Source organism: Bacillus sp. 007/AIA-02/001 (genome assembly GCF_004634455.1).
GTDB lineage: Bacteria > Bacillota > Bacilli > Bacillales > Bacillaceae_G > Bacillus_A > Bacillus_A cereus.
Window position 1 is genome coordinate 453382 of record NZ_SEIY01000002.1, and the last position, 20623, is coordinate 474004.

Here is a 20623-nt window from a genome sequence, read left to right on the forward strand (position 1 = left end):
TTATAGCTCCTTTTTAATATCTAGTTTATGTACAGCAACTTTTTTGACTTGATGGCCATCAAGTTCTAATACTTTAAATTGAAAACCAGCATATTCAATGGAATAGCCAGCTTCAATATTTAAGTCAACTGCTTGAGAAAGAAGCCATCCTCCGATTGTATCTAAATCACTATCATCAATATGTAGGCCAAACATATCATTTACTTCAGAAATAAGCACCTTTCCATCTAAAACAGTAAGCTTAGGTGTACGCTTTTCAATCATAGGTGATTCATCCGCATCGAATTCATCTTGAATTTCTCCAATGATTTCTTCAAGAATATCTTCCATCGTTAAAAGTCCGGCAGTACCACCATATTCATCCATAACAATTGCCATCTGAACGCGATTTTTTTGAAGATGGACTAACGTTTTACGAATTGGAACTGTTTCAAATACAGTTAGAACAGGATGTATATAAGATTCAAGTGGCTTATAAATACCTTTCGTTTGATCATGGAATACTTCTTTCGTATTGATCATCCCAATGATATCATCTTTATCTTTTTCGATAATTGGATAGCGTGTATATTTTTCAGTAGCGACGATATCCATATTTTCTTCTAACGTATTTTCAGTAGATAAGCAAATCATTTCGGTACGAGGAACCATAATTTCTTTTGCAACTCGATCATCAAATTCAAAAATGTTATTTACATATTTATATTCGGTTTGGTTTATTTCACCGCTTTTAAAACTTTCACCTAAAATGAGTCGCAATTCCTCTTCAGAATGAGCAAGTTCACTTTCTTTCGCAGGTTCTAATCCGAGTAATTTTGTGAAAAATATAGCTGTACTATTGAGTAGCCAAATGAATGGGTACATAATTTTATCAAATAAAATAAGCGGTCTTGCAAATTTGAGTGTGATTGCTTCTGCTTTTTGAATTGCGAAAGACTTTGGAACTAATTCACCTAATACAACGTGGAAAAATGTAATAACACTAAAAGCAATAACAAAAGATAAAGTGTTAGCCATTGTTCCAGTAATATTAATTTTTTCAAAGAGCGGTCGTAGTATATGTTCCACAGTCGGTTCACCAAGCCAACCAAGCCCTAAAGAAGTGATTGTAATTCCGAGCTGACAAGCTGATAAATAAACATCTAAATTAGATAGGACGCTTCTTGCAGCTAAAGCTTGTTTATTACCTTCATTTGCAAGTTGGTCAATTCGACTTTTTCGTACTTTTACAACAGCGAATTCTGATGCAACGAAAAAGCCAGAAATAAGAATAAGTACAAAGATGAGAAAAATATTTAATATGTCCAAGCGTGTTCTCCATTCCAAGGTTTGGAATAAAGATGTCACCTCCTGCAATTATGTTATACTTTTATAATAAATCCAAATGAAAAGAATAGTCAAAGGAAAAGGGTAAATATTGGTATGTTTCTGTAATAGTTTTTGAATTTGCTGTTATTTTGTCCGCTATACAAAAGGAATAACCCCCTACTTTTAGATTATAGAGGGTTATTTTAAATTAAGGTTTTGGAACACTTCTCGTCAAAGTGTATGACTGTTGCTTGGAGTAGTTTGTGGTCCATAGTGTTTGAAGGAAAGAAAGTATGCTATATGGGATATAGAGTAGTAATAAGCCGATTGTAACAATTATGGGTGAATTTCCGCCAAATTGAACGATAAATTGTAACAGTCCATTTGCATGAAAAACGCATTCCATAAAAACGAATGAAAGAATAATGGAACCTAAAATTGATTTATGATTCGAAGTAAGCGCCAAAAACAATGTATCCACAAGAAAAGAATCATGTTTTATTTCATATTCATTTGTGTTTTTTAAGAAAGGAATCCATTTTTTTACTGCTTGCATAACGATAATCATGGAAGTACTACATACGATGATAAATGATGAGTAGTAAGGAAGGTTTATAAATTGTGCGATGTATAGAAGTAGTAATAAGACTGAACATTGTAATACTACAGTGCAAAAAGAGTAAGGTATCCATTTCAATACAGTAGTAAACTTTTTAAACGAATTAGGTAATTTGAAAAATAAATGGCCGATACCCAAACTTATGAAAAATCCGATCGCAAGGGTAAAAGTAAAACGAACAATCGATATAAAATATATTTCCCATATGTAAGGGAATAATGGTGTTGAATGATTAGAAGTATGTATCATTTGGTTTGCTGAGAAAAAGATAGATTCATGCATCCAATCAACCTTTGGAATTGATATAGAAGAAAGCTGTGCGAAGTTTTGAAAAATGCTAATAAATCCATTTTGATAAGAATAATTGTGTGTAATAAAAAGAGCTGGAATAGGACTTATGGCAAAAATAACAATAATACCAATTATAAATTTACATATATGTGAGCGTAATAAGGACATATAACCACCTACTCTTAGAATATTCAGAAAATTCTTATTCTTATTTTAGCTTTTTTTGAAGGAAGTTACAATATATTTTTCATTCAGTAATTCAGAGAGAAGATTTGATAGCAAAAATATGCAAGTGAAGGATTCATGAATAAATTATGACAAGAAAATGAATAATTTTCAGAAAAATAAAATAAATTATTTATTTTTTTCTGAAAATATAATATAGTTATGGCACAGAAAGTATTTTAACATAAGGAGGCTTTTTATGAGGATTAAAGGGAATTACGTGCCGAAAAGGGAAGTTTTACTGTGCTCAAGTTCGATTACGATAGGGGAAGCGTTAGAGCATTTAAATAAAACGGGGTATCGTTGTGTACCAGTTTTAGATGAAAAAAAAGAGAAATTTTTAGGGAATATATATAAAGTAGATATTTTAGAATATAAAGGATCACTTGATGAGAGTGTAATACAATTATTAAACGATAAAGAAGGATTTGTGAGAGAAGATTCATCTTTCTTTAAAGTATTTTTTACAATAAAAAAATTGCCTTATTTATCAGTAGTTGATGAAAAAGGGGTTTTCCTTGGAATTTTAACGCATAAAAAAGTTTTTGAGTTATTAGAGGATGCATGGGGTGTTCACTCTAGTAAATACTCTGTCATGATTGGAACGCAAGACTATAATGGAGCAATCCAAAAGTTATCGACAGTTTTAAAGAAATACACTGGTATTCAAAGTTTGATGACTTTTGATAATGATGCCTTATTAGTTCGTAGAATTATGTTTACATTAGGAGAAGAGTTTAACGACGGTGAATTAGAGACATTATTGAAAGATTTAGAAGATCACGGATTTAGAGTTGTGTATGTGGAAGAGATGAAAAATCCACGTGAAGTTGAAACGATAGAGTAACATACAAAAGCCATCTAAATTATATTAGATGGCTTTTGTATGTTACGTGTATAAAGTTATTTGAAAATAACGATCGAATAATAGGTGAGATTATAACAATATTTGTGTAAGAGAATAAAAAATGTAGATAATTTCGATTTTCAAAAAAATCAATTTGAAAATATGTTTTTATTTTGCAACTAAATATGTTACTATATGTGTGATAAAAACAAAGAGGTCTGACATCTATACTCCACGTAATAACACTTTAATGATTTAAAAATTCAAAAAAATCAAAAATTAAAAAAATCAAAAATTAAAATAATAATTATATTAATGATTAGAGTAAAAATAAGGGGAATGGAGAAATTATGGAGAAAGACACTGCTTTGTAAGGGGCATATTTTATCATCTTGAGCAGAGAGGAGGATGCATAGCATATTGTAAAATATAGAGATAAACAATGAAAAAGTGCTATGCAAATGAAGAGCATGAAGGGACGTTTAAGGCCAGGTGATACGGTAGCAATTGGTTTAATGCTATTTGCATTATTTTTAGGAGCAGGAAATTTAATTTTTCCGCCAGTTTTAGGTCAACAAGCAGGAGAGAATGTTTGGATTGCTACAATAGGATTCCTTGTAACGGGAGTCGGATTACCCCTACTAGCTGTAACAGCTGTCGCGTTTGTAGAGGGGGACTTGAAAGCGCTATCTTTTAGAGTCCACCCTATATTTGCGTTTATTTTCCCATTGATTAGTTATTTAGCAATTGGACCATTTTTCGCGATTCCTCGTACTGGAGCTGTTTCGTTTGAAATGGGTATGAAGCCGTTTTTATCAGAGGCAATGGTTTCAGAGTGGTACATGCTATTTCTTTTCACGATAGTTTTCTTCGGAATAACGTGGTATTTATCATTAAATCCATCTAAATTAGTGGATTGGTTCGGAAAGTTTCTTACACCATTATTAGTATTAATTGTCGCTGTTATTGTCGGAAAGGCAATTATTGATCCAATTGGAGAGCCAGCTGCGCCGTTAGCTGCTTACAAAGAAAATGCTTTCTTTGGTGGATTTATTCAAGGATATTTAACGATGGATGCAATTAGCGCGCTCGTATTCGGAATTGTCGTTGTACAAGTTATCCGCTCTAAAGGGATAAAAGAGAGTAGTCAAATTGCAAAAATAACAGTAGTATCAGGTATTATTGCTGTACTTGGTTTAACGTTAATTTATTTATCACTTGCTTATCTTGGTTCAACAAGTACATCACTTGGTATCTCAGAAAACGGTGGTCTTATTTTAACGAATGTTGTAAATGAGCTATATGGGACGAGTGGTAAAATTTTATTAGGGCTTGTTATTATACTTGCTTGTTTAACAACTTCTGTTGGGCTAACATCTGCGTGTGCGGGTTTCTTTACAAACTTATTCCCAAAACTTTCGCATAAAACGATTGTAACAATGGTATGTGTATTTAGTTTAATTGTATCTAACCTAGGTTTAACGCAATTAATCGCAGTAACATTACCTGTGTTAATGATCATTTATCCAGTTGCAATTGTATTAATTGTACTTTCGTATTTCCATAAGTGGATTGGGAAGCGTAATACAATTTATATTGGAGCTATTTTAGGTGCATTGTTAATTAGTTTCTTTAACGGTTTAGAAAGTGCGAAAATTAAAATTGACGCGATTTCTAATGTACTACAAATGTTACCGTTATATAACGAAGGAATCGGATGGTTAATTCCATCATGTATTGGCGGGATTCTCGGTTTCTTCTTCTATAAATCAAATGAATCAAGTGAATTACAAAAGAAAGGTGCTTAGGCACCTTTCTTTTTTTGAAGGGGATTTTTGTATTTTGTCTAAGTAATAAGTGGGGGGGAATGATAAATGGCTAATTTTGAAGATTTTTTAAATTTGGATTTGAGAATTGGAACTGTAATATATGCAGAGGAATTTAAAGAAGCGAGAGTACCAGCGATTAAACTAGCAATAGATTTTGGAGAAATCGGGATAAAGCAGTCAAGTGCTCAAATTACGAAAAGGTATAGTCCAGAAGATTTAATCGGTCAACAAATCGTTGCTGTTGTAAACTTTCCACCAAAGCGTGTAGCTGGATTCAAATCAGAAGTACTTGTGCTTGGTGGTGTTCCTGAAGCTGATGATGTTGTGTTACTTCAGCCTAATATGGAATTGCCAAATGGAACAAAAATTAGCTAGGGTGAAGGTAGGGGCTAATATGGATATCGGACGAGAATATTTGCAATGTGCGATTTCGAACTTTAAAGCAACAAAGAAACAAGGGGAACGGGCACTTTCTCAATTATCATATGAACAAATACAATGGTCTTCTCATGAAGAAACAAATAGTATAGCGATTATTATTAAGCATCTGCACGGTAATATGCGTTCTAGATGGACGGATTTTTTAACGTCTGATGGTGAAAAAACAGATCGTAATCGAGATGGTGAATTTGAAGGATGCTATCACTCAAAAGAAGAAACCCTTATAGCTTGGCAAGAAGGATGGAAATATGTTTTTAATACGATGAATACTTTAACGCCGGAACACTTATTGAAGACGGTATACATTCGCGGTGAAGCACATACTGTCATGCAAGCAATTGAAAGGCAAATTGCTCATTATGCATTGCATATTGGTCAGATTATTTACATTGGGAAGATGTTAAAAGAAAATGAGTGGGAATGTTTAAGTATTCCGAGAGGTCAGTCTACGCGTTCTGTAGAGAAAAAACGTTCAACATAATAATAAGAAAGAAACCGATAAAAAATGGGAAAAAAGAAAGTCAGCCAAATAATAGATGGTTCTGTAATCATAAGAATACTGCCAAAAATAAGTCCATATATAATAAGAAAGAAATTGAAAAGTGTATTCACAGGGAGAAATCGTGAGATAAACACTTGCTGTCGTTTAAAACAATCACTGTGAAATAAATAAAAGCGGAAGTACCATGTGGCTGTAATAAGGTCTTTCTTTCTCACAATTCTTTTTTTGCATGTATGACAGATAAATGGTGGTTGCATTTCATTACGCTCCATTTTTTATTTTCATAATAATGTGAGACAAAAGTAGGTACAAAGTGTATGTTCCTATATACGCTCCTGCAATAAGGAAAAATGGATTCAGTAAAATTCCATGAATGCTCGTCATGAAAACTAAATCTTGTATTAAAACATCGTATATATTAATGGAAATAATTATACCGAGTACATACAGTGTCAAGTACGCAGAAATATGTAGCACAATAGCGATTTTTGGTTGCTTAGCGGACAAATAAAAAATGAATGATAGAGCAAATGGTAATATTCCTATTAATAGCTTCAATTCATTTCACCTCATTAACAATATAGCCGAAATTTTAACGGTCTATTCTCTAGGGCTTGTACATAACTTGAAATAGAGAGGTGATAGTATGAATCGGGGCTTTTTTTTTATGAAGTTTACAAGTATGCGTAAGTTAGTTTTATTTGTTATTACTACAATGCTAGCGACTTTTTTTCTTATTAGTATGATGGTAACCTCTATGAAAGAGACAAAGTCAACGTATTTATATAATTGGTTAAATGAGTTATCGATGAATGGTTACATGTATGTACTTGGAAAAGAGAATCATTATTTTACACAGGAGTATCGAAATTTGAATCAAGATTTTTCAATTTCTTCTTTTCTCTTTTCTATGGCTACAAATATTCGCTTTAATGATGTACGCAGTTTCGTCGGGAAAGAGCTCCCGGGGTTTGGTAAGTACGATACAGAAATTGTTATTGCGGGTGAGGGTACAAATTATTCTAACTTACCGATAGAGTCGAGTGTTCCTCTTGAAGAAGTGGTGAAGGAACGGACTAGTGGAACTGGACAAGTACCTAAACAAGATACGAGTAAAGAGAAAAAACAGCCGTCCCAAACGACTGGGAAGAGACAAGTTGCGTTTATTTATCATACACATAGCTGGGAATCTTATTTACCTTTACTTAACTTAACGAATGACCCGAATCCGAATAAAGCAACGAGTTCTGTATCGAATATTTCTATATTAGGAGATCGTTTCCGTGAACAACTAGAAGGTGAAGGGATTGGAGCTACTAACGATAAGAGTGATGTTGGTCAAAAGTTAATAAGTAAAGGTTTAAACAGTAATAGTTCGTATAAAATGTCACGAGAAATTGTGCAGCAAGCTATGGCTGGAAATAAAGATCTTCAATACTTTTTTGATTTGCATCGTGATAGTGCCCGAAAGAATGTAACGACAAAAACAATTGGAGATAAGTCATATGCAAAGCTTGCATTTGTAGTAGGGAAAGGAAATAAAAACTATGAAAAAAACTTACAATTAGCGACAGCTTTACATGAGGCGATTAATAAGAAATATCCAGGAGTGAGTCGTGGGGTCATTCAAAAAGGGTTCCAGACAGGAAATGGAATCTATAATCAAGACCTATCAGGACAAGCAATATTAATTGAAGTTGGCGGTGTAGATAATACAGAGGAAGAATTGAATCGATCAATTGATGCACTTGCTAAAGCATTTGGTGAATATTTTTGGCAGGCAGAAAAAGTGAATGGATAAAGTGAAACGTGAATTAGCCAGGACATCTATCGATAATTATTAGCGCACTTCAATCTTGAAAAAACGTAAGTGTAATGCTTGCGTTTTTTCTTTGTAATGGTGAGACGTCACAGAATAGACATAATTTGTCGTTGTTATAGTAATATCGAAATTTGTCAATTTATAGTAGGAGATTTACAAAGGAATTTTCGGGAAAGTAGAGAAAATCTTTTTATAAGGAAAACTTTTTATTATGAAACTGGTAGGGTGATTGAAGTGATTAGGGAAATCGAAATAGAAGATGCAGCATCATTTTTGCAATTAAGTAAGCAATTAGATGAAGAAACGAAGTTTATGCTATATGAACCAGGAGAAAGGAAAACTACAGCTGAGCAACAAGAAAAAATGATCCATCGATTTATGGAAAATGAATATGCAACAATATTTGTAGCAGTTGAAGATGAGAGAATAGTAGGTTTTATATTAGTGAATGGAAATAACATTCAAAGAAAGAGGCATGTGGCAAGCATTGTAATTGGTATTTTGCAAGAGTATAGCGGGCGAGGTATTGGGACGAGATTGTTTAAAGAGGTTGAGAAGTGGGCAAAATTACATGATGTATGGCGTTTAGAATTAACAGTAATGGCCCACAATACAAGAGCTCAGGCACTATATAAAAAAGCTGGATTTGAGAAAGAAGGTGTCAAAAAAGCTGCTCTTATTATCGATGGAAAGGGCATCGATGAGTATGAAATGGCCAAATTATTAAAATAAGAGGTCGTTATATGAAAAAAAGATGGGCACTACTTGGTATTGTAGCTGCAATAATTATTATTGGAGTAGCAGGAATCAATTATAAAATGTATAAGGATAAGCAGGCGCGGGAAGTAAGTGTAAATAGCATATTTCCGAAAGCGAAAGAAACGATTGCTAATATGGATGGGGATATTGCGGTAATTAATAATCCGAATTCAATGCTTGTACTTGTAAATAAAAGTAGGCGTTTACCAGATGGGTATAGACCGCCAGATTTAGTTATTCCGAAAGTGCGCTACTCTAGTGAAGGTGATCAAGAAAAGAAAAAGATGAGAAAAGAGGCAGCGAGGGCGCTTGAGGATATGTTTCAGCAGGCTGACAACGAGCGTATTTTTCTTTTTGCAGTTTCTGGATTTAGATCTTTTGATCGACAAAAAGCATTAAATACGATGTATAAAAAACAAGACGGGGAAGCAAAAACAGCAATGTCTAGCGCGGTTCCTGGCACAAGTGAGCATCAAACTGGACTAGCTATGGATATTACGTCTCAATCTGCTAAATTTCAGTTAGAGACGGTTTTTGGGGAAACGAAAGAAGGTCAGTGGCTTTCTGAAAATGCCCATAAATTTGGTTTTGTTGTTCGATACACAAAAGCGAAAGAAACGATTACGGGTTATCGGTATGAACCATGGCACGTAAGGTATGTGGGAAATCCACAAGCTACATATTTGTATGATAATCAACTGACGCTTGAAGAAGTAACAGAGTAAATGATTGAGGGGAGAGACGTATAATGACGATGTTATATAAGAAAAAAGTACATGCATATATTACAAGAGAAAAAGAGGGGGTTATGCAATTACTTGTTTTTAAACATCGTGATATACATGAAGCTGGTATTCAAGTGCCAGGAGGAACGGTTAATGAAGGTGAAACGTTAGAAGCGGCTATATTGCGTGAAGTACAGGAAGAATCCGGATTGCGTCATTTATGCATAGAACGTTTTTTAGCAGATTACATCATACATATGAAAGAAAAACAGGAATATGAAAAACGCCACTTTTTTCATGTAACTTTACTAACAGATGTAAAGGATACTTGGGAACATATTGTAAGTGCTGGTGAGGAAGATAAAGGATTAGTATTTTGCTACGAATGGGTTGATATTGCAAAATGCCCTGAATTAGCTGGGAAACAAGGTGAGTTTTTACATTTGTTAGATGAAGTATACGCACAGTAATGTAAGAGTCTGAAGCGAAGTTTAATCTGTTTCAGACTTTTTTTATTTTTCGGGAAATTAAAGGTGTTTAAATAAGGATATTGAATTTCTTTAAAGGGATATTAATTTAGGATGTGTTGAGGTGAAAAATTGAAAAATTAAGGGTTATACGCTAAAAAAGTTCATATAAGGGAGAATATAAATGGAAATTCAGTTTAATCCAATCTTAAAAAAGGAATTAACAATTCAAGATATTCAAAATGAAATGGAATCTGGAAAGTTAACTTCAAAAGAGCTAGTAATGTATTATCTCTATAGAATCGCAAAGTATGATCAAGACGGACCGAAAATCAATTCAATTTTAGAAATCAATCCAGATGCTATTTTTATTGCAGAAGCGTTAGATTATGAAAGAATGACAAAAGGCGTAAGGGGACCATTGCATGGAATACCTGTTTTGCTTAAGGATAATATTGAAACGAATGACTCCATGCATACAAGTGCAGGTACAATAGCTCTAGAACAAAATATAAGCAGTGAAGATGCATTTCTTGTTACTAAACTGCGAGAAGCAGGGGCAGTGATAATTGGAAAAACGAATATGACAGAATTAGCAAATGCAATGTCTTTTGAAATGTGGGCTGGATATAGTGCAGAAGGTGGTCAAACAATCAATCCATACGGAACGGGCAAGGATCATATGTTTGTTGGCGGATCTAGTACAGGATCTGCGATAGCAGTTGCTGCTAACTTTACAGTAGTATCTGTTGGGACAGAAACCGATGCTTCTATTTTGAGCCCCGCTGTTCAAAATTCTGTAGTAGGTATTAAACCGACTGTCGGTTTAATTAGTCGTAGAGGAATTATTCCATTTACTTATTCACAAGATACAGCTGGACCATTTGCTAGAACGGTAACAGATGCTGCTATTTTGCTAGGGAGTTTAACTGGAGTGGATGAGAAAGATGTAGTTACTCGAAAAAGTGAAAATAGGGCATATCGGGATTATACATCTTACCTTGATGCAAATGGTTTAAATGGAGCGAAGATTGGTGTGTTTAACGATGCACCAAAAGATTATTACGAAAATGGTGAGTATGATGAAATCTTGTTTAAGGAAACGATTCAAGTATTACGTAATGAAGGAGCGACAGTAGTAGAAAATATTGATATTCCTTCTTTTCATAGAGAATGGAGCTGGGGAGTTCCGCTTTATGAGCTGAAGCATAGTTTAGATAACTATCTTTCTAAATTACCTTCTACTATCCCGGTACATTCTATTTCGGAGTTAATGGAGTTTAATAAAAACATAGCAGAAAGAGCTTTAAAATATGGACAAACTAAGTTAGAGGGAAGAAAAGATTTTCCTAATACGTTACGAAATCCAGAATATTTAAATGCGAGATTAGAAGATATATATTTTTCTCAAGAACAAGGCATTGATTTTGCATTGGAAAAATATAATCTTGATGCGATACTGTTTCCTTCCTATATAGGTTCTACTATATGTGCAAAAGCGGGTTATCCGTCTATAGCAATACCAGCAGGGTATATGGAAAGCGGGAGGCCTTTTGGAATTACCATTGCAAGCACTGCCTTTAGTGAAGGGATATTAATTAAATTAGCTTATGCTTTTGAACAAGCGACAAAGCATAGAAAAATCCCCAACTTATCATGAATAGAATAAACAAAGAGGACAGGAATCCCTGTCCTCTTTGTTTTAGTGATTAAATTGAAATATCGTTCTGCTCTGTCTTATGATATTTTAATAAACTAAAAGATAAACAAGCGGAACATAAAATAAGAATAGAAGCGATGATATAAATTGTACGAACACCGAACATATCAGTAATAATGCCAATGCTAAGCATAGATAGTCCAGAGGCTGTTGAAAGAAGTGCACCATGTGCTGTATACATTTTGGATAATAAAGCAGGGGCGACACTTGATTGTAAAACAGTCGTTTGGGAAATATCTCTAATTTGATAACATGGTCCCATTAGAACACATAGAAAAAGCGCAATAAATCCGCTGCTCGTCATACCATATAAAAATGTAAGAATGCTAAATATAAGAGAGCCAATCGACATAGATCGTATTAAATTGTTTTGAATATAGGAACTCATTTTCCATGCTAATAGACCACCGATTAACGTGCCAACATAATAACTTGTATTAATATATCCCCACCATTCTTCGCCTTTATGAAGGATAGTCGTAACGTATGCCATCGTAATAGCGCCAATCCATATTGTCCCTGCGAAAGTTTCGATTAAGTCCATATATGTAACGGTACGGAGAGAAGGATTTTGAAATAGGAGTTTCCAACCTTCCAATAAAACAGTACTTTTGGAAGAGGGAGAATCTGCTATTCTTTCAGTATGTATGGAACGTAATGAAAAATGTAATGCAATGCATCCGAAAATCATTAAAATGTTATTAATCATGAGTGTAGAAGTAGCGCCAATGAGAAGAACGACAATACTCGTAAATGAATAAGCAACGGCTTGCACAATTTGTGTTGAAAAGGAAAAGATACTATTTACTTTTACTAATTTTTCTTTCGGTGTAAGGCGCGGGAGAATACCGTATAATAACGGAGCACTCCACCCACTACATAATGAAATGACAAAAATAAAAGTTAATAGAGCTATAATGTTTGTGGATAAGACCGGGAACAAAATCATTAATAATAGTAAAAAGACTGTTTTCAGCCATTGGAGCGTATATAACAGCGTATAAGTTGGAAAACGATTTATTATAAGTGGTGCAGAGATGTTAGCAATTAGATTTGTGATAACTTGTAATAATGGAAAAAGAGCAGTAATAGTAGCTGATTTAGTTGCTATATAAATATGAGTTGTAATAATCATTACATATACGATGTCAGCGAGAGTAATGCATATTTTGGAACCTAAATAGTAGATTAGTGACAGGTTTTTCAATAAGATTATCACCTCTATAAAAATAGTATTTAGTAATTAGAATAATTATAATTTAAAAATTAAAATTTTTAAAGAATTTAATTTTTTGTCACTTTTTGAAAGGGATTTTCATGTATAATGAAGAATATATTGATATAGTATTATATTAATGATCATTGTAACAGTGAGTATGTACAATAGCTTGTAGCAAACGCCCAAGTGTAAGAAAGGGCGGATAAACCATTCTTTTCTTCATATACATATAGAAAATGAGAAAGAAAGTGAGGGTTGCATATGGCTGCTTGGGTAATTTGGTTTATAATAGCTGGTATTTTATTTATCGCAGAAATGTTGTCGATTACATTTTACATGCTTTGGCTTGGAATTGGAGCTGTTGTCGGAGGTCTTATTGCTTTGTTCGCTCCTGATGCATTACTGTTACAAGTTACTGTTGGTGCAATTGTAAGTTTAACTTTGACATTCTTTACGAAAAGAATTTCAAAAAACTTTCGAGAAGCAAAAGGTTTTACTGATACAGTAGATATGCTTGTTGGTAAAAAAGGGATTGTTATGCAAGCGATTACAAATGAAGCGAATGGTATTGTGAAAGTGGATGGAGATACTTGGACAGCTATTGCAGATTCTTCAATTGATGCTGGAGAAAAAGTCGTTGTTATAAAGAGGCATAGTACTATATTACAAGTGAAAAAGGAGAGTGAATAAATATGGTAGCATTAACGTTAACGATTATATTCGCACTAATTGTAGTTACATTTATCGCATTAACAATTAAAATTATTCCTCAGCAAAAAGTTGGGGTTGTTGAAAGATTTGGTAAGTTTCAACGTATCATGCACCCAGGGTTAAATATTTTAATACCAATTGTAGATCGTGTTCGTGTATATCATGACTTACGTATTCAACAAACGAATGTACCACCGCAAAAGGTAATTACGAAAGATAATGTTCAAGTAGAAATTGATACTATTATTTTCTATCAAATTGTTGAACCAGAACTTGCGACATATGGTATTTCAAACTATGAATATGGTGTTCGTAATATTACTTCAGCAACGATGCGTCAAATTATCGGTAAAATGGAACTGGATGAAACGTTATCTGGTCGTGAAAAAATTTCAACAGAGATCCGCTTAGCGCTTGATGAAGCAACAGAAAAATGGGGCGTACGTATTGAACGTGTCGAAGTTGTTGATATTAACCCGCCAAAAGATGTGCAAGCATCAATGGAAAAACAAATGAAGGCTGAGCGTAATAAACGTGCGATTATTTTAGAAGCTGAAGCAGCAAAACAAGATAAAGTCCTTCGTGCTGAAGGGGAAAAGCAAAGTAAAATCTTGATGGCTGAAGGGGATAAAGAAGCGCGTATTCGCGAAGCTGAAGGTATAAAAGAAGCAAAAGAATTAGAAGCGCAAGGGGAAGCAAGGGCAATTGAAGAAATCGCAAAAGCAGAACAAAATCGTATTGAATTGCTTCGTGAAGCGAATTTGGATGAGCGTATACTTGCTTACAAATCATTTGAATCATTAGCTGAAGTTGCAAAAGGACCAGCAAATAAAGTCTTTATTCCGTCTAATGCAATTGAAACACTTGGTACTCTTGGGGCAATTGGAGAAATATTTAAAGAAAAACAAGTGAAGAAACTATCTTCAAATGATACAGGAAAAGAACAATAAAAGTGAGGAAGAGAAATGGGATACCATTTCTCTTTTTTTTGCGTATATTCCGAAAAGCTTGTACATATCCATGTATAAAGAAGGTGATGCAGTGAAAAAGTATGCAACTCGAATACATGGGAAGAAACTGATTTCGTTACTCCTTTTATATGCGCTAATAGTAATTATGATAGCGTCGATTTTGACGTCATTTTTACATACAATGAAATCGAATTATGCAAATCAATGGTTTGGAAAAGTATCGATGCAAGGTTTTGTTCAAATGATAGAAAGTGAGAATCGCTATTACGGATTTGATTATTTTAAGAAGAATAAAAGAGAGTCAGTTGGAAATTTAATGTTCTCTATTGCGACAGATTTGAAAATTAAAGATTTAAGAACATTCGTCGGTAAAGAAGTACCTGGTATGTCAAAGTATTATTCTAATATTATCGTAGCTGGGGAAGGGACAAACTTGACGAATATCCCAAATGAATCTAGTGTACCGATTGAAGAAGTAACGAAAGAACGGGAAGTAGCAAAAGATAAAGTTACAGAAGCGGAAAAGAATAATCCGGTTCAGAAAAAGAACGGAGCGAAAAAAGGTGAAAGTGCAGTATATATTTATCATACACATAGCTGGGAATCCTTCTTTCCATTATTACCAGGGGCTACGGATCCATCAAGTCCAGATGTAAATGTGTCCTTACTAGGGAAACGTATGAAAGAGCAACTTGAAGGACAAGGAATTCCGGTAGTTCACGATAAAACGAATATGGGTGATTTATTAGCGAGTAAAAAATGGAAATGGCCGCAATCATATAAAGCGTCTCATGAATATGTAAAAGAAGCATTAGCACAAAATAATAAAATTGCGTTTCCAATTGATATACACCGTGACGATCAGCGTAAGAAAGTAACAACAAAAGTAATTAACGGAAAATCGTATGCAAGATTATATTTTATAATTGGGATGGAAAATGAAGGCCGTGCTGAAAATGAAAAAATTGCAAGAGCGATCAATAGTTATTTAGATGAAAACTACTACGGATTAAGTAGAGGGATTTTTCCAAAGTATAAAAAGGATGGAAATGGCGTTTATAATCAAGATTTATCGAAAAATGCGATGTTAATTGAAGTTGGTGGTGTTGATAATACGTTAGATGAATTATATAACACAATTGATGTGTTAACAGAAGCGTTTAGTAAATATTATTGGAATGATGCGGAAAAAGTGAATGGATGAGGGACGGGAGACCGTTCCTTTTTTATTTTGGAATCTTAAAATGTGATATAATGGGATTTTATGAATGTTAAATAAAGGGAGAGAGAAACATGCAAATACTACTAATACGCCACGGAGAATCAGAAGCTGATATTTTACATGTGCATGAAGGTCGAGCTGATTTTGAGTTAACTGACAAAGGGAGACAACAAGTACAAAGACTTGTACAGAAAGTGAAAAAAGATTTTGCGCCAGATTTCATTTGGGCAAGCACATTAAAACGCGCTCGTGAAACGGGTGAAATATTAGCAGAAGCAATTGGTTGTCCAATTCAATTAGAAGAGGAATTAATGGAGTTTAATAATGGAGTGCAAGCAGGCTTATCATTTGAAGAAGCAAAGAAATATCCAGAGCCAAAGTTTCTTCATGACCGTTTTGAAAACGGAGAATCATTTATTGAGTTTCGAATGAGAATAGAAGGAATCTTTTCTAAAATTATGATAGAGAATACATATGATCGAATTGCAATTGTTGCCCATGGAGGCGTAATTAATAGTCTATTACGTGCATTTTTCAAAATGCCAATTTCAATGGACTACTATTTCAAAATGGGAGATACGGGAATAAGTTTAATTGAAATTGAGGGTGAACAAAAAACGGTGCATTTCATTAATGATACGAATCATTTGGACGGGATGTAAAGACTTATGTACAAAGTTGTATTTTTCGATGTTGACGGTACGTTATTAAGTGAGATTGATAGAAGCATGCACGAAAGTACAAAAGAAGCGATACGAAGGTTAATAGATAAAGGAATTCACGTAGTTGTTACAACTGGAAGACCGTATAGTTTATGCTCACAATTTAAGGAACTAGGTATAAATACGTTTATTTCAGCAAATGGTGCACATATAAAATGTGGGAAAGAAGTTATACATAAATCAGTACTTTCAAGCGAAATCGTTCATGATATTTCAAATTTTGCTGAATTACATGGTCACAGTGTTTCTTACTTTACAGAAGAATTTGCAATGAATAATATTGCTTCCAAAGATGAACGTGTCATGCGAGCGTTAAATGAAACTTTAAATTTAGAGCGGTATCCTGACAAAGTTAGAAACTTATCAGATGAGATGTATTGCATATGTCTGTATGCTGATGATACAGAAGCTCAAAAATTCATTGAAAGATATCCAGCACTTACGTTTGAGCGTTTTCATGGTTACGTTATAAATGTATTGGAAGATAGTAAAGTATCGAAGCTAACTGCAATTCAAAAAGTATTGGAACATTTAAACATTAGTAAATTAGAAGCCATTGCTTTTGGCGATGGTGGAAATGATATTGAGACGTTGCAGTATGTAGGATTAGGAGTTGCGATGGGAAATGGTGGAGAGGAGTTGAAGAGAAGGGCTGATTTCGTTACAACGAAGGCGAGTGAAGGCGGAATTTCTTATGCCTTAAAGAAGTTGCGAATTATTTAAAACTAATAGTTAGTCAGTGTGAAAAATCCTGTTTTAATAATGGCTTTTGTTAATATGTATACTGTTTTAGGGAATTATTTGAGCTCTCCTACTTACAATTTAACTGCAGAACAAATCCTTTATTTTCGCTTAGCAGGGCTGTTTGGTATGTTGCTGTCACCACTTGCAGGTCTTTTAACAAAGAGGTTTGAAGTAAGGAAAGTTCTTCAAGGAGGATTGTTGATTGTTATTTTTAGTCTAAGTTCAATGGGCTTTGTTTCGGATCTATCTCTACTTGTAATGATGAGTGTCTGTTTTGTAATAGGTATTGCTATATCCGTTCCGTCTTTAGTTTCTCTTGGAGGTCAATTAGGAGGGAAAGCAAGGGGAATATACTTTTATTTTATTTTTAGGTACTAGTATAGGACCTATCATTTCTATTTATCTTATGAAAATAGGAGGTTATGCTCAAACATTTATTTTATTAGGAATGATACTTTTTATTGGTTTTGTAGCTAATTAATGAATGAGTGGAAAATCACTCAAATAAAGGAATGCGAGGATCTTTCATATGCTCGCATAATAAAATATGAATTTGTCCACGATGATGATAAAAGTGTGCAACGATTTCAAGTAACCATTCAAAGCGCGAATAAGAAATCCCCCAATAGGCAGTCATAACTTTTGCTAATTCTATTTGGGAGTAGGAAAGAAATGTTTTAGAGAGAAGGTTGTATCCTTCAATCATCGTTTGTTGCATGTGAGCAACTGTTACGGGTGTATGTTCTATATAAAAGGTATGTAATTCTTTTTCTGAAATACCATTTAAAATGAGTAAATCAGCATGACAAATAAGAGAAAGATGTGCACACATTTCAAATAATGATCGTTTTGAGTGAATCGGTTGTATTTTTAAATCGTTTTCACTATATTGGTTAAGCATATAAATAGAAGTATCAATAGCAACTTTTAGTTGATGCAATGCAGATTGAACAAACATTGTAATTCTCCTCGTCTCCGTATATAATAGTTTCTTGAGGATATTATATCATACTCAAAATTCCGAAAATTCTAGTAGTTTGACTAGCATAATGAAAAGTATTATATTGTAAAAGGTCATATGAAACGTGAAATAGAATGGAATGCAATTATTGAGTTAGGAGTTAGACCAATGAGTTTGAAATATGGAAGAGATACAATTGTAGAAATTGACTTAAATGCTGTAAAACATAATGTAAAAGAATTTAAAAAACATGTAAATGATGAAGAAATTAAGATGATGGCTGCTGTAAAAGCGAATGGGTATGGCCATGGGGCAGTTGAAGTTGCCAAAGCTGCAATTGAAGCGGGAATACATCAACTTGCAGTTGCATTTGTAGATGAAGCAATAGAATTAAGAGAAGCAGGAATTACTGTACCAATTTTAATTTTAGGATACACACCAGTAGCGGCTGTAGAAGATGTAATTCAATATGACGTTATGATGACTGTTTATAGAGTAGAAGATTTACATGGTATAAATGAAATTGCAAACCGTCTTCAAAAGAAAGTACAAATTCAAGTGAAAATTGATACAGGAATGAGTCGTATCGGTTTACAAGAAGAAGAAGTTAAACCATTTTTAGAAGAATTAAACCGTATGGAGTATGTAGAGGTAGTAGGGATGTTTACGCATTACTCTACGGCAGATGAAATCGATAAATCATATACGAATATGCAAACAAGTTTATTTGAAAAAGCTGTTAATACAGCGAAAGAATTAGGAATTCAAATACCATATATTCATAGTTCAAATAGTGCGGGATCAATGGAATTAAGTAACACATTTCAAAATATGGTACGGGTTGGAATAGGAGTGTACGGTATGTATCCATCAAAAGAAGTGGATCATTCAGTCGTTTCTTTACAGCCTGCGTTGTCGTTAAAATCAAAAGTAGCTCATATTAAACATGCGAAGAAGAATCGTGGTGTAAGTTATGGGAATACGTATGTAACAACTGGTGAAGAATGGATTGCGACTGTACCAATTGGTTATGCTGATGGTTATAATCGTCAATTATCTAATAAAGGCTATGCGTTAATTAATGGGGTTCGAGTACCTGTTATTGGCCGTGTTTGTATGGATCAGTTAATGTTGGATGTTTCAAAAGCGATGCCAGTACAAGTAGGAGACGAAGTAGTATTCTACGGTAAACAAGGTGAAGAAAATATCGCAGTAGAAGAAATAGCGGATATGTTAGGTACAATAAACTATGAAGTTACATGTATGCTAGATAGAAGAATTCCGCGTGTCTATAAAGAAAATGACGAAACAACTGCAGTTGTAAATATATTAAGAAAAAACTGAATCATTTCGATTCAGTTTTTTTATTCATATCAAATGCGAATATACCCCCGTTATGTAATACGGAGTAAACTTTGCGAAACACACTTTTTAGTTCAACTAAATTAAACTATCACTGGCAGAGATGACCAGTCCCGCAACAAAGATCTAATATATGAGAGTAGGGAAGAGCATCTTGTAAAACGAGGCTGGATGGGAGTATTCAACAAAATGTCCCCAATGTTTATTATAGATGTCTGCTAAAATATCATAATTAGAATAAATTGTTTTGTTAACATATGTATTCACCTAAAAATTCATTAAATTATAATAGTCATGCCTCGTTTTAATTTCAAAACCACATTGTGTATATAGTTTTAAAGCGTGGATATTTTTCGTTTCGACGTCTAATTCAATTGTTGAAACTCCTTCTGTAATAAGGGTATGTACTATATTACAAAGAATATCTTTTCCGTATCCTTTACCTTGATAAGAAGGATGAACGGCGAATCCTGATAGTGTAGTAGATTGCTCTTGTTTAGAAACTGTAATTGTTCCTATCACTTTTTCAGCAATAAGGGCACTGTAAACTTGATGGGAAGATGAATTCATCATTTTTTGTAACCATGTAGTCGTATTTTCTACTGAATCACCAAAAGCTTTACTAGAAATTTTAATAAGATCAAGAAGTGGTTCTGAAGGTGCAAGAGTAAGCTGTATATTATTATCTGTTGTTTTTTGAATTTCGTTTGTTTTGCACTCCATACTATATTCACTATATAAATATGGTAACTTCATATGTTTTACAAATTCATTCCCAGAAATAGAATCCCCATTAATAATAAGAAGAGCTTCATCTGTCTCTCTATTTTGTATTTCTTTCATTGCAGTTTGTAAAAGGATAGTTCCGAAGCGTTGTTTTCTAAAATGAGGATGTACAAAGCCTATTAGTTCAAGCTTTGTTGGTCTTTCGAAATCATACATATTTAAAGCACCAATTAATTGAGTACCGTTATAAAGAAGAAAATCGTTTATATAATCTTCATTTCGATTTTTTAAAAAGTTGATATGTAAATCTGAAGAGTAATCAAGATTGTCTTGTTGCCCACAAATATAAGCCAAATCCTTCATTTGCTGTATTTCACTTTCTGTTACAGAACGCTTTTTCTGAATATCCATTGTATATTCCCTCTCATTC

Annotated in this window: 23 protein-coding genes and 1 pseudogene; 16 read left to right on the forward strand and 8 right to left on the reverse strand. The window is 33.7% G+C overall.

From position 1 onward, the window contains the following. Window positions 1-1308: a hemolysin family protein gene (locus ES895_RS07750; RefSeq protein WP_000353738.1), complete on the reverse strand. Its 1308-nt coding sequence runs from the start codon at window positions 1306-1308 to the stop codon at window positions 1-3. 208 nt (window positions 1309-1516) lie between these two features. Further along, on the reverse strand, window positions 1517-2386 hold the full coding sequence (locus ES895_RS07755) for a hypothetical protein (protein ID WP_000055258.1): 870 nt from the start codon (window positions 2384-2386) through the stop codon (window positions 1517-1519). A gap of 256 nt (window positions 2387-2642) precedes the next feature. On the opposite strand from ES895_RS07755, the gene cbpA reads away from it, so the two are divergent. The 4 genes from cbpA to ES895_RS07775 all read left to right on the forward strand — a co-directional run bounded on the left by cbpA (window position 2643) and on the right by ES895_RS07775 (window position 6041). Then, the gene (cbpA, locus tag ES895_RS07760) at window positions 2643-3290 is read left to right on the forward strand and encodes a cyclic di-AMP binding protein CbpA (RefSeq protein WP_001220526.1); all 648 of its coding nucleotides are present in this window, start codon (window positions 2643-2645) and stop codon (window positions 3288-3290) included. Window positions 3291-3760: 470 nt separating this feature from the next. Further along, a complete protein-coding gene (gene brnQ4, locus ES895_RS07765) occupies window positions 3761-5098 on the forward strand; it encodes a branched-chain amino acid transport system II carrier protein BrnQ4 (protein ID WP_422850884.1) in 1338 nt (445 codons plus the stop codon). A 66-nt stretch (window positions 5099-5164) separates the two neighbouring features. Next, on the forward strand, window positions 5165-5494 hold the full coding sequence (csaA, locus tag ES895_RS07770; protein ID WP_001263024.1) for a chaperone CsaA: 330 nt from the start codon (window positions 5165-5167) through the stop codon (window positions 5492-5494). Then, the gene (locus tag ES895_RS07775) at window positions 5475-6041 is read left to right on the forward strand and encodes a DUF1572 domain-containing protein (protein ID WP_000435829.1); all 567 of its coding nucleotides are present in this window, start codon (window positions 5475-5477) and stop codon (window positions 6039-6041) included. Before csaA ends, ES895_RS07775 begins: the two co-directional genes overlap by 20 nt. Here the strand turns inward: ES895_RS07775 and ES895_RS07780 are convergent. Next, window positions 6002-6319: a hypothetical protein gene (locus ES895_RS07780; RefSeq protein ID WP_002098535.1), complete on the reverse strand. Its 318-nt coding sequence runs from the start codon at window positions 6317-6319 to the stop codon at window positions 6002-6004. The genes ES895_RS07775 and ES895_RS07780 overlap by 40 nt on opposite strands. Window positions 6320-6323: 4 nt before the next feature. Further along, a complete protein-coding gene (locus ES895_RS07785; protein ID WP_135238265.1) occupies window positions 6324-6620 on the reverse strand; it encodes a hypothetical protein in 297 nt (98 codons plus the stop codon). 88 nt (window positions 6621-6708) lie between these two features. On the opposite strand from ES895_RS07785, the gene spoIIP (ES895_RS07790) reads away from it, so the two are divergent. The 5 genes from spoIIP (ES895_RS07790) to ES895_RS07810 all read left to right on the forward strand — a co-directional run bounded on the left by spoIIP (ES895_RS07790) (window position 6709) and on the right by ES895_RS07810 (window position 11495). Further along, the gene (gene spoIIP / locus ES895_RS07790; RefSeq protein WP_001079280.1) at window positions 6709-7863 is read left to right on the forward strand and encodes a stage II sporulation protein P; all 1155 of its coding nucleotides are present in this window, start codon (window positions 6709-6711) and stop codon (window positions 7861-7863) included. A gap of 255 nt (window positions 7864-8118) precedes the next feature. Continuing rightward, complete coding sequence (locus ES895_RS07795; RefSeq protein ID WP_000617574.1) at window positions 8119-8616, forward strand: GNAT family N-acetyltransferase; 498 nt, start codon at window positions 8119-8121, stop codon at window positions 8614-8616. Window positions 8617-8627: 11 nt separating this feature from the next. After that, on the forward strand, window positions 8628-9368 hold the full coding sequence (locus ES895_RS07800; protein ID WP_000747647.1) for a M15 family metallopeptidase: 741 nt from the start codon (window positions 8628-8630) through the stop codon (window positions 9366-9368). A gap of 23 nt (window positions 9369-9391) precedes the next feature. Further along, window positions 9392-9838 carry an NUDIX hydrolase gene (locus ES895_RS07805; RefSeq protein WP_000178289.1) on the forward strand — a complete coding sequence of 149 codons (447 nt, stop codon included), beginning with the start codon at window positions 9392-9394 and terminating at the stop codon, window positions 9836-9838. Window positions 9839-10019: 181 nt separating this feature from the next. Next, a complete protein-coding gene (locus ES895_RS07810) occupies window positions 10020-11495 on the forward strand; it encodes an amidase family protein (protein WP_135238266.1) in 1476 nt (491 codons plus the stop codon). A 49-nt stretch (window positions 11496-11544) separates the two neighbouring features. Here ES895_RS07810 and ES895_RS07815 read toward each other — a convergent pair whose 3' ends face one another. Further along, window positions 11545-12762: an MFS transporter gene (locus ES895_RS07815; RefSeq protein WP_000793776.1), complete on the reverse strand. Its 1218-nt coding sequence runs from the start codon at window positions 12760-12762 to the stop codon at window positions 11545-11547. 273 nt (window positions 12763-13035) lie between these two features. Here ES895_RS07815 and ES895_RS07820 point away from each other — a divergent pair, with 273 nt between their 5' ends. From ES895_RS07820 to ES895_RS07845, 6 genes are all read left to right on the forward strand, one after another. Then, window positions 13036-13464 (forward strand): NfeD family protein, encoded by a 429-nt coding sequence (locus tag ES895_RS07820; RefSeq protein WP_000741974.1) that lies wholly within the window; start codon window positions 13036-13038, stop codon window positions 13462-13464. A gap of 2 nt (window positions 13465-13466) precedes the next feature. Continuing rightward, on the forward strand, window positions 13467-14435 hold the full coding sequence (locus ES895_RS07825; RefSeq protein WP_135238267.1) for an SPFH domain-containing protein: 969 nt from the start codon (window positions 13467-13469) through the stop codon (window positions 14433-14435). Then, window positions 14413-15660 (forward strand): stage II sporulation protein P, encoded by a 1248-nt coding sequence (gene spoIIP / locus ES895_RS07830; RefSeq protein ID WP_000613905.1) that lies wholly within the window; start codon window positions 14413-14415, stop codon window positions 15658-15660. Before ES895_RS07825 ends, spoIIP (ES895_RS07830) begins: the two co-directional genes overlap by 23 nt. Window positions 15661-15749: 89 nt before the next feature. Then, window positions 15750-16340, forward strand: a complete 591-nt coding sequence (locus ES895_RS07835; protein ID WP_001166433.1) for a histidine phosphatase family protein — start codon at window positions 15750-15752, stop codon at window positions 16338-16340. 6 nt (window positions 16341-16346) lie between these two features. Further along, window positions 16347-17123 (forward strand): Cof-type HAD-IIB family hydrolase, encoded by a 777-nt coding sequence (locus ES895_RS07840; RefSeq protein WP_135238268.1) that lies wholly within the window; start codon window positions 16347-16349, stop codon window positions 17121-17123. A 39-nt stretch (window positions 17124-17162) separates the two neighbouring features. After that, window positions 17163-17522, forward strand: coding sequence for an MFS transporter (locus tag ES895_RS07845; protein ID WP_003284084.1), 360 nt, complete (start codon window positions 17163-17165; stop codon window positions 17520-17522). A 118-nt stretch (window positions 17523-17640) separates the two neighbouring features. Here ES895_RS07845 and ES895_RS07850 read toward each other — a convergent pair whose 3' ends face one another. Then, the gene (locus ES895_RS07850; protein ID WP_000498004.1) at window positions 17641-18102 is read right to left on the reverse strand and encodes a DinB family protein; all 462 of its coding nucleotides are present in this window, start codon (window positions 18100-18102) and stop codon (window positions 17641-17643) included. Window positions 18103-18273: 171 nt separating this feature from the next. Between ES895_RS07850 and alr the strand changes: the two genes are divergently transcribed. Then, window positions 18274-19449 (forward strand): alanine racemase, encoded by a 1176-nt coding sequence (alr, locus tag ES895_RS07855; RefSeq protein WP_021727885.1) that lies wholly within the window; start codon window positions 18274-18276, stop codon window positions 19447-19449. 118 nt (window positions 19450-19567) lie between these two features. Here alr and ES895_RS30190 read toward each other — a convergent pair. Further along, a pseudogene (locus tag ES895_RS30190) lies at window positions 19568-19734 on the reverse strand (class I SAM-dependent methyltransferase); the annotation flags it as partial. Further along, window positions 19735-20604 carry a GNAT family N-acetyltransferase gene (locus ES895_RS07865; protein WP_135238269.1) on the reverse strand — a complete coding sequence of 290 codons (870 nt, stop codon included), beginning with the start codon at window positions 20602-20604 and terminating at the stop codon, window positions 19735-19737. Window positions 20605-20623 lie beyond the last annotated feature (19 nt).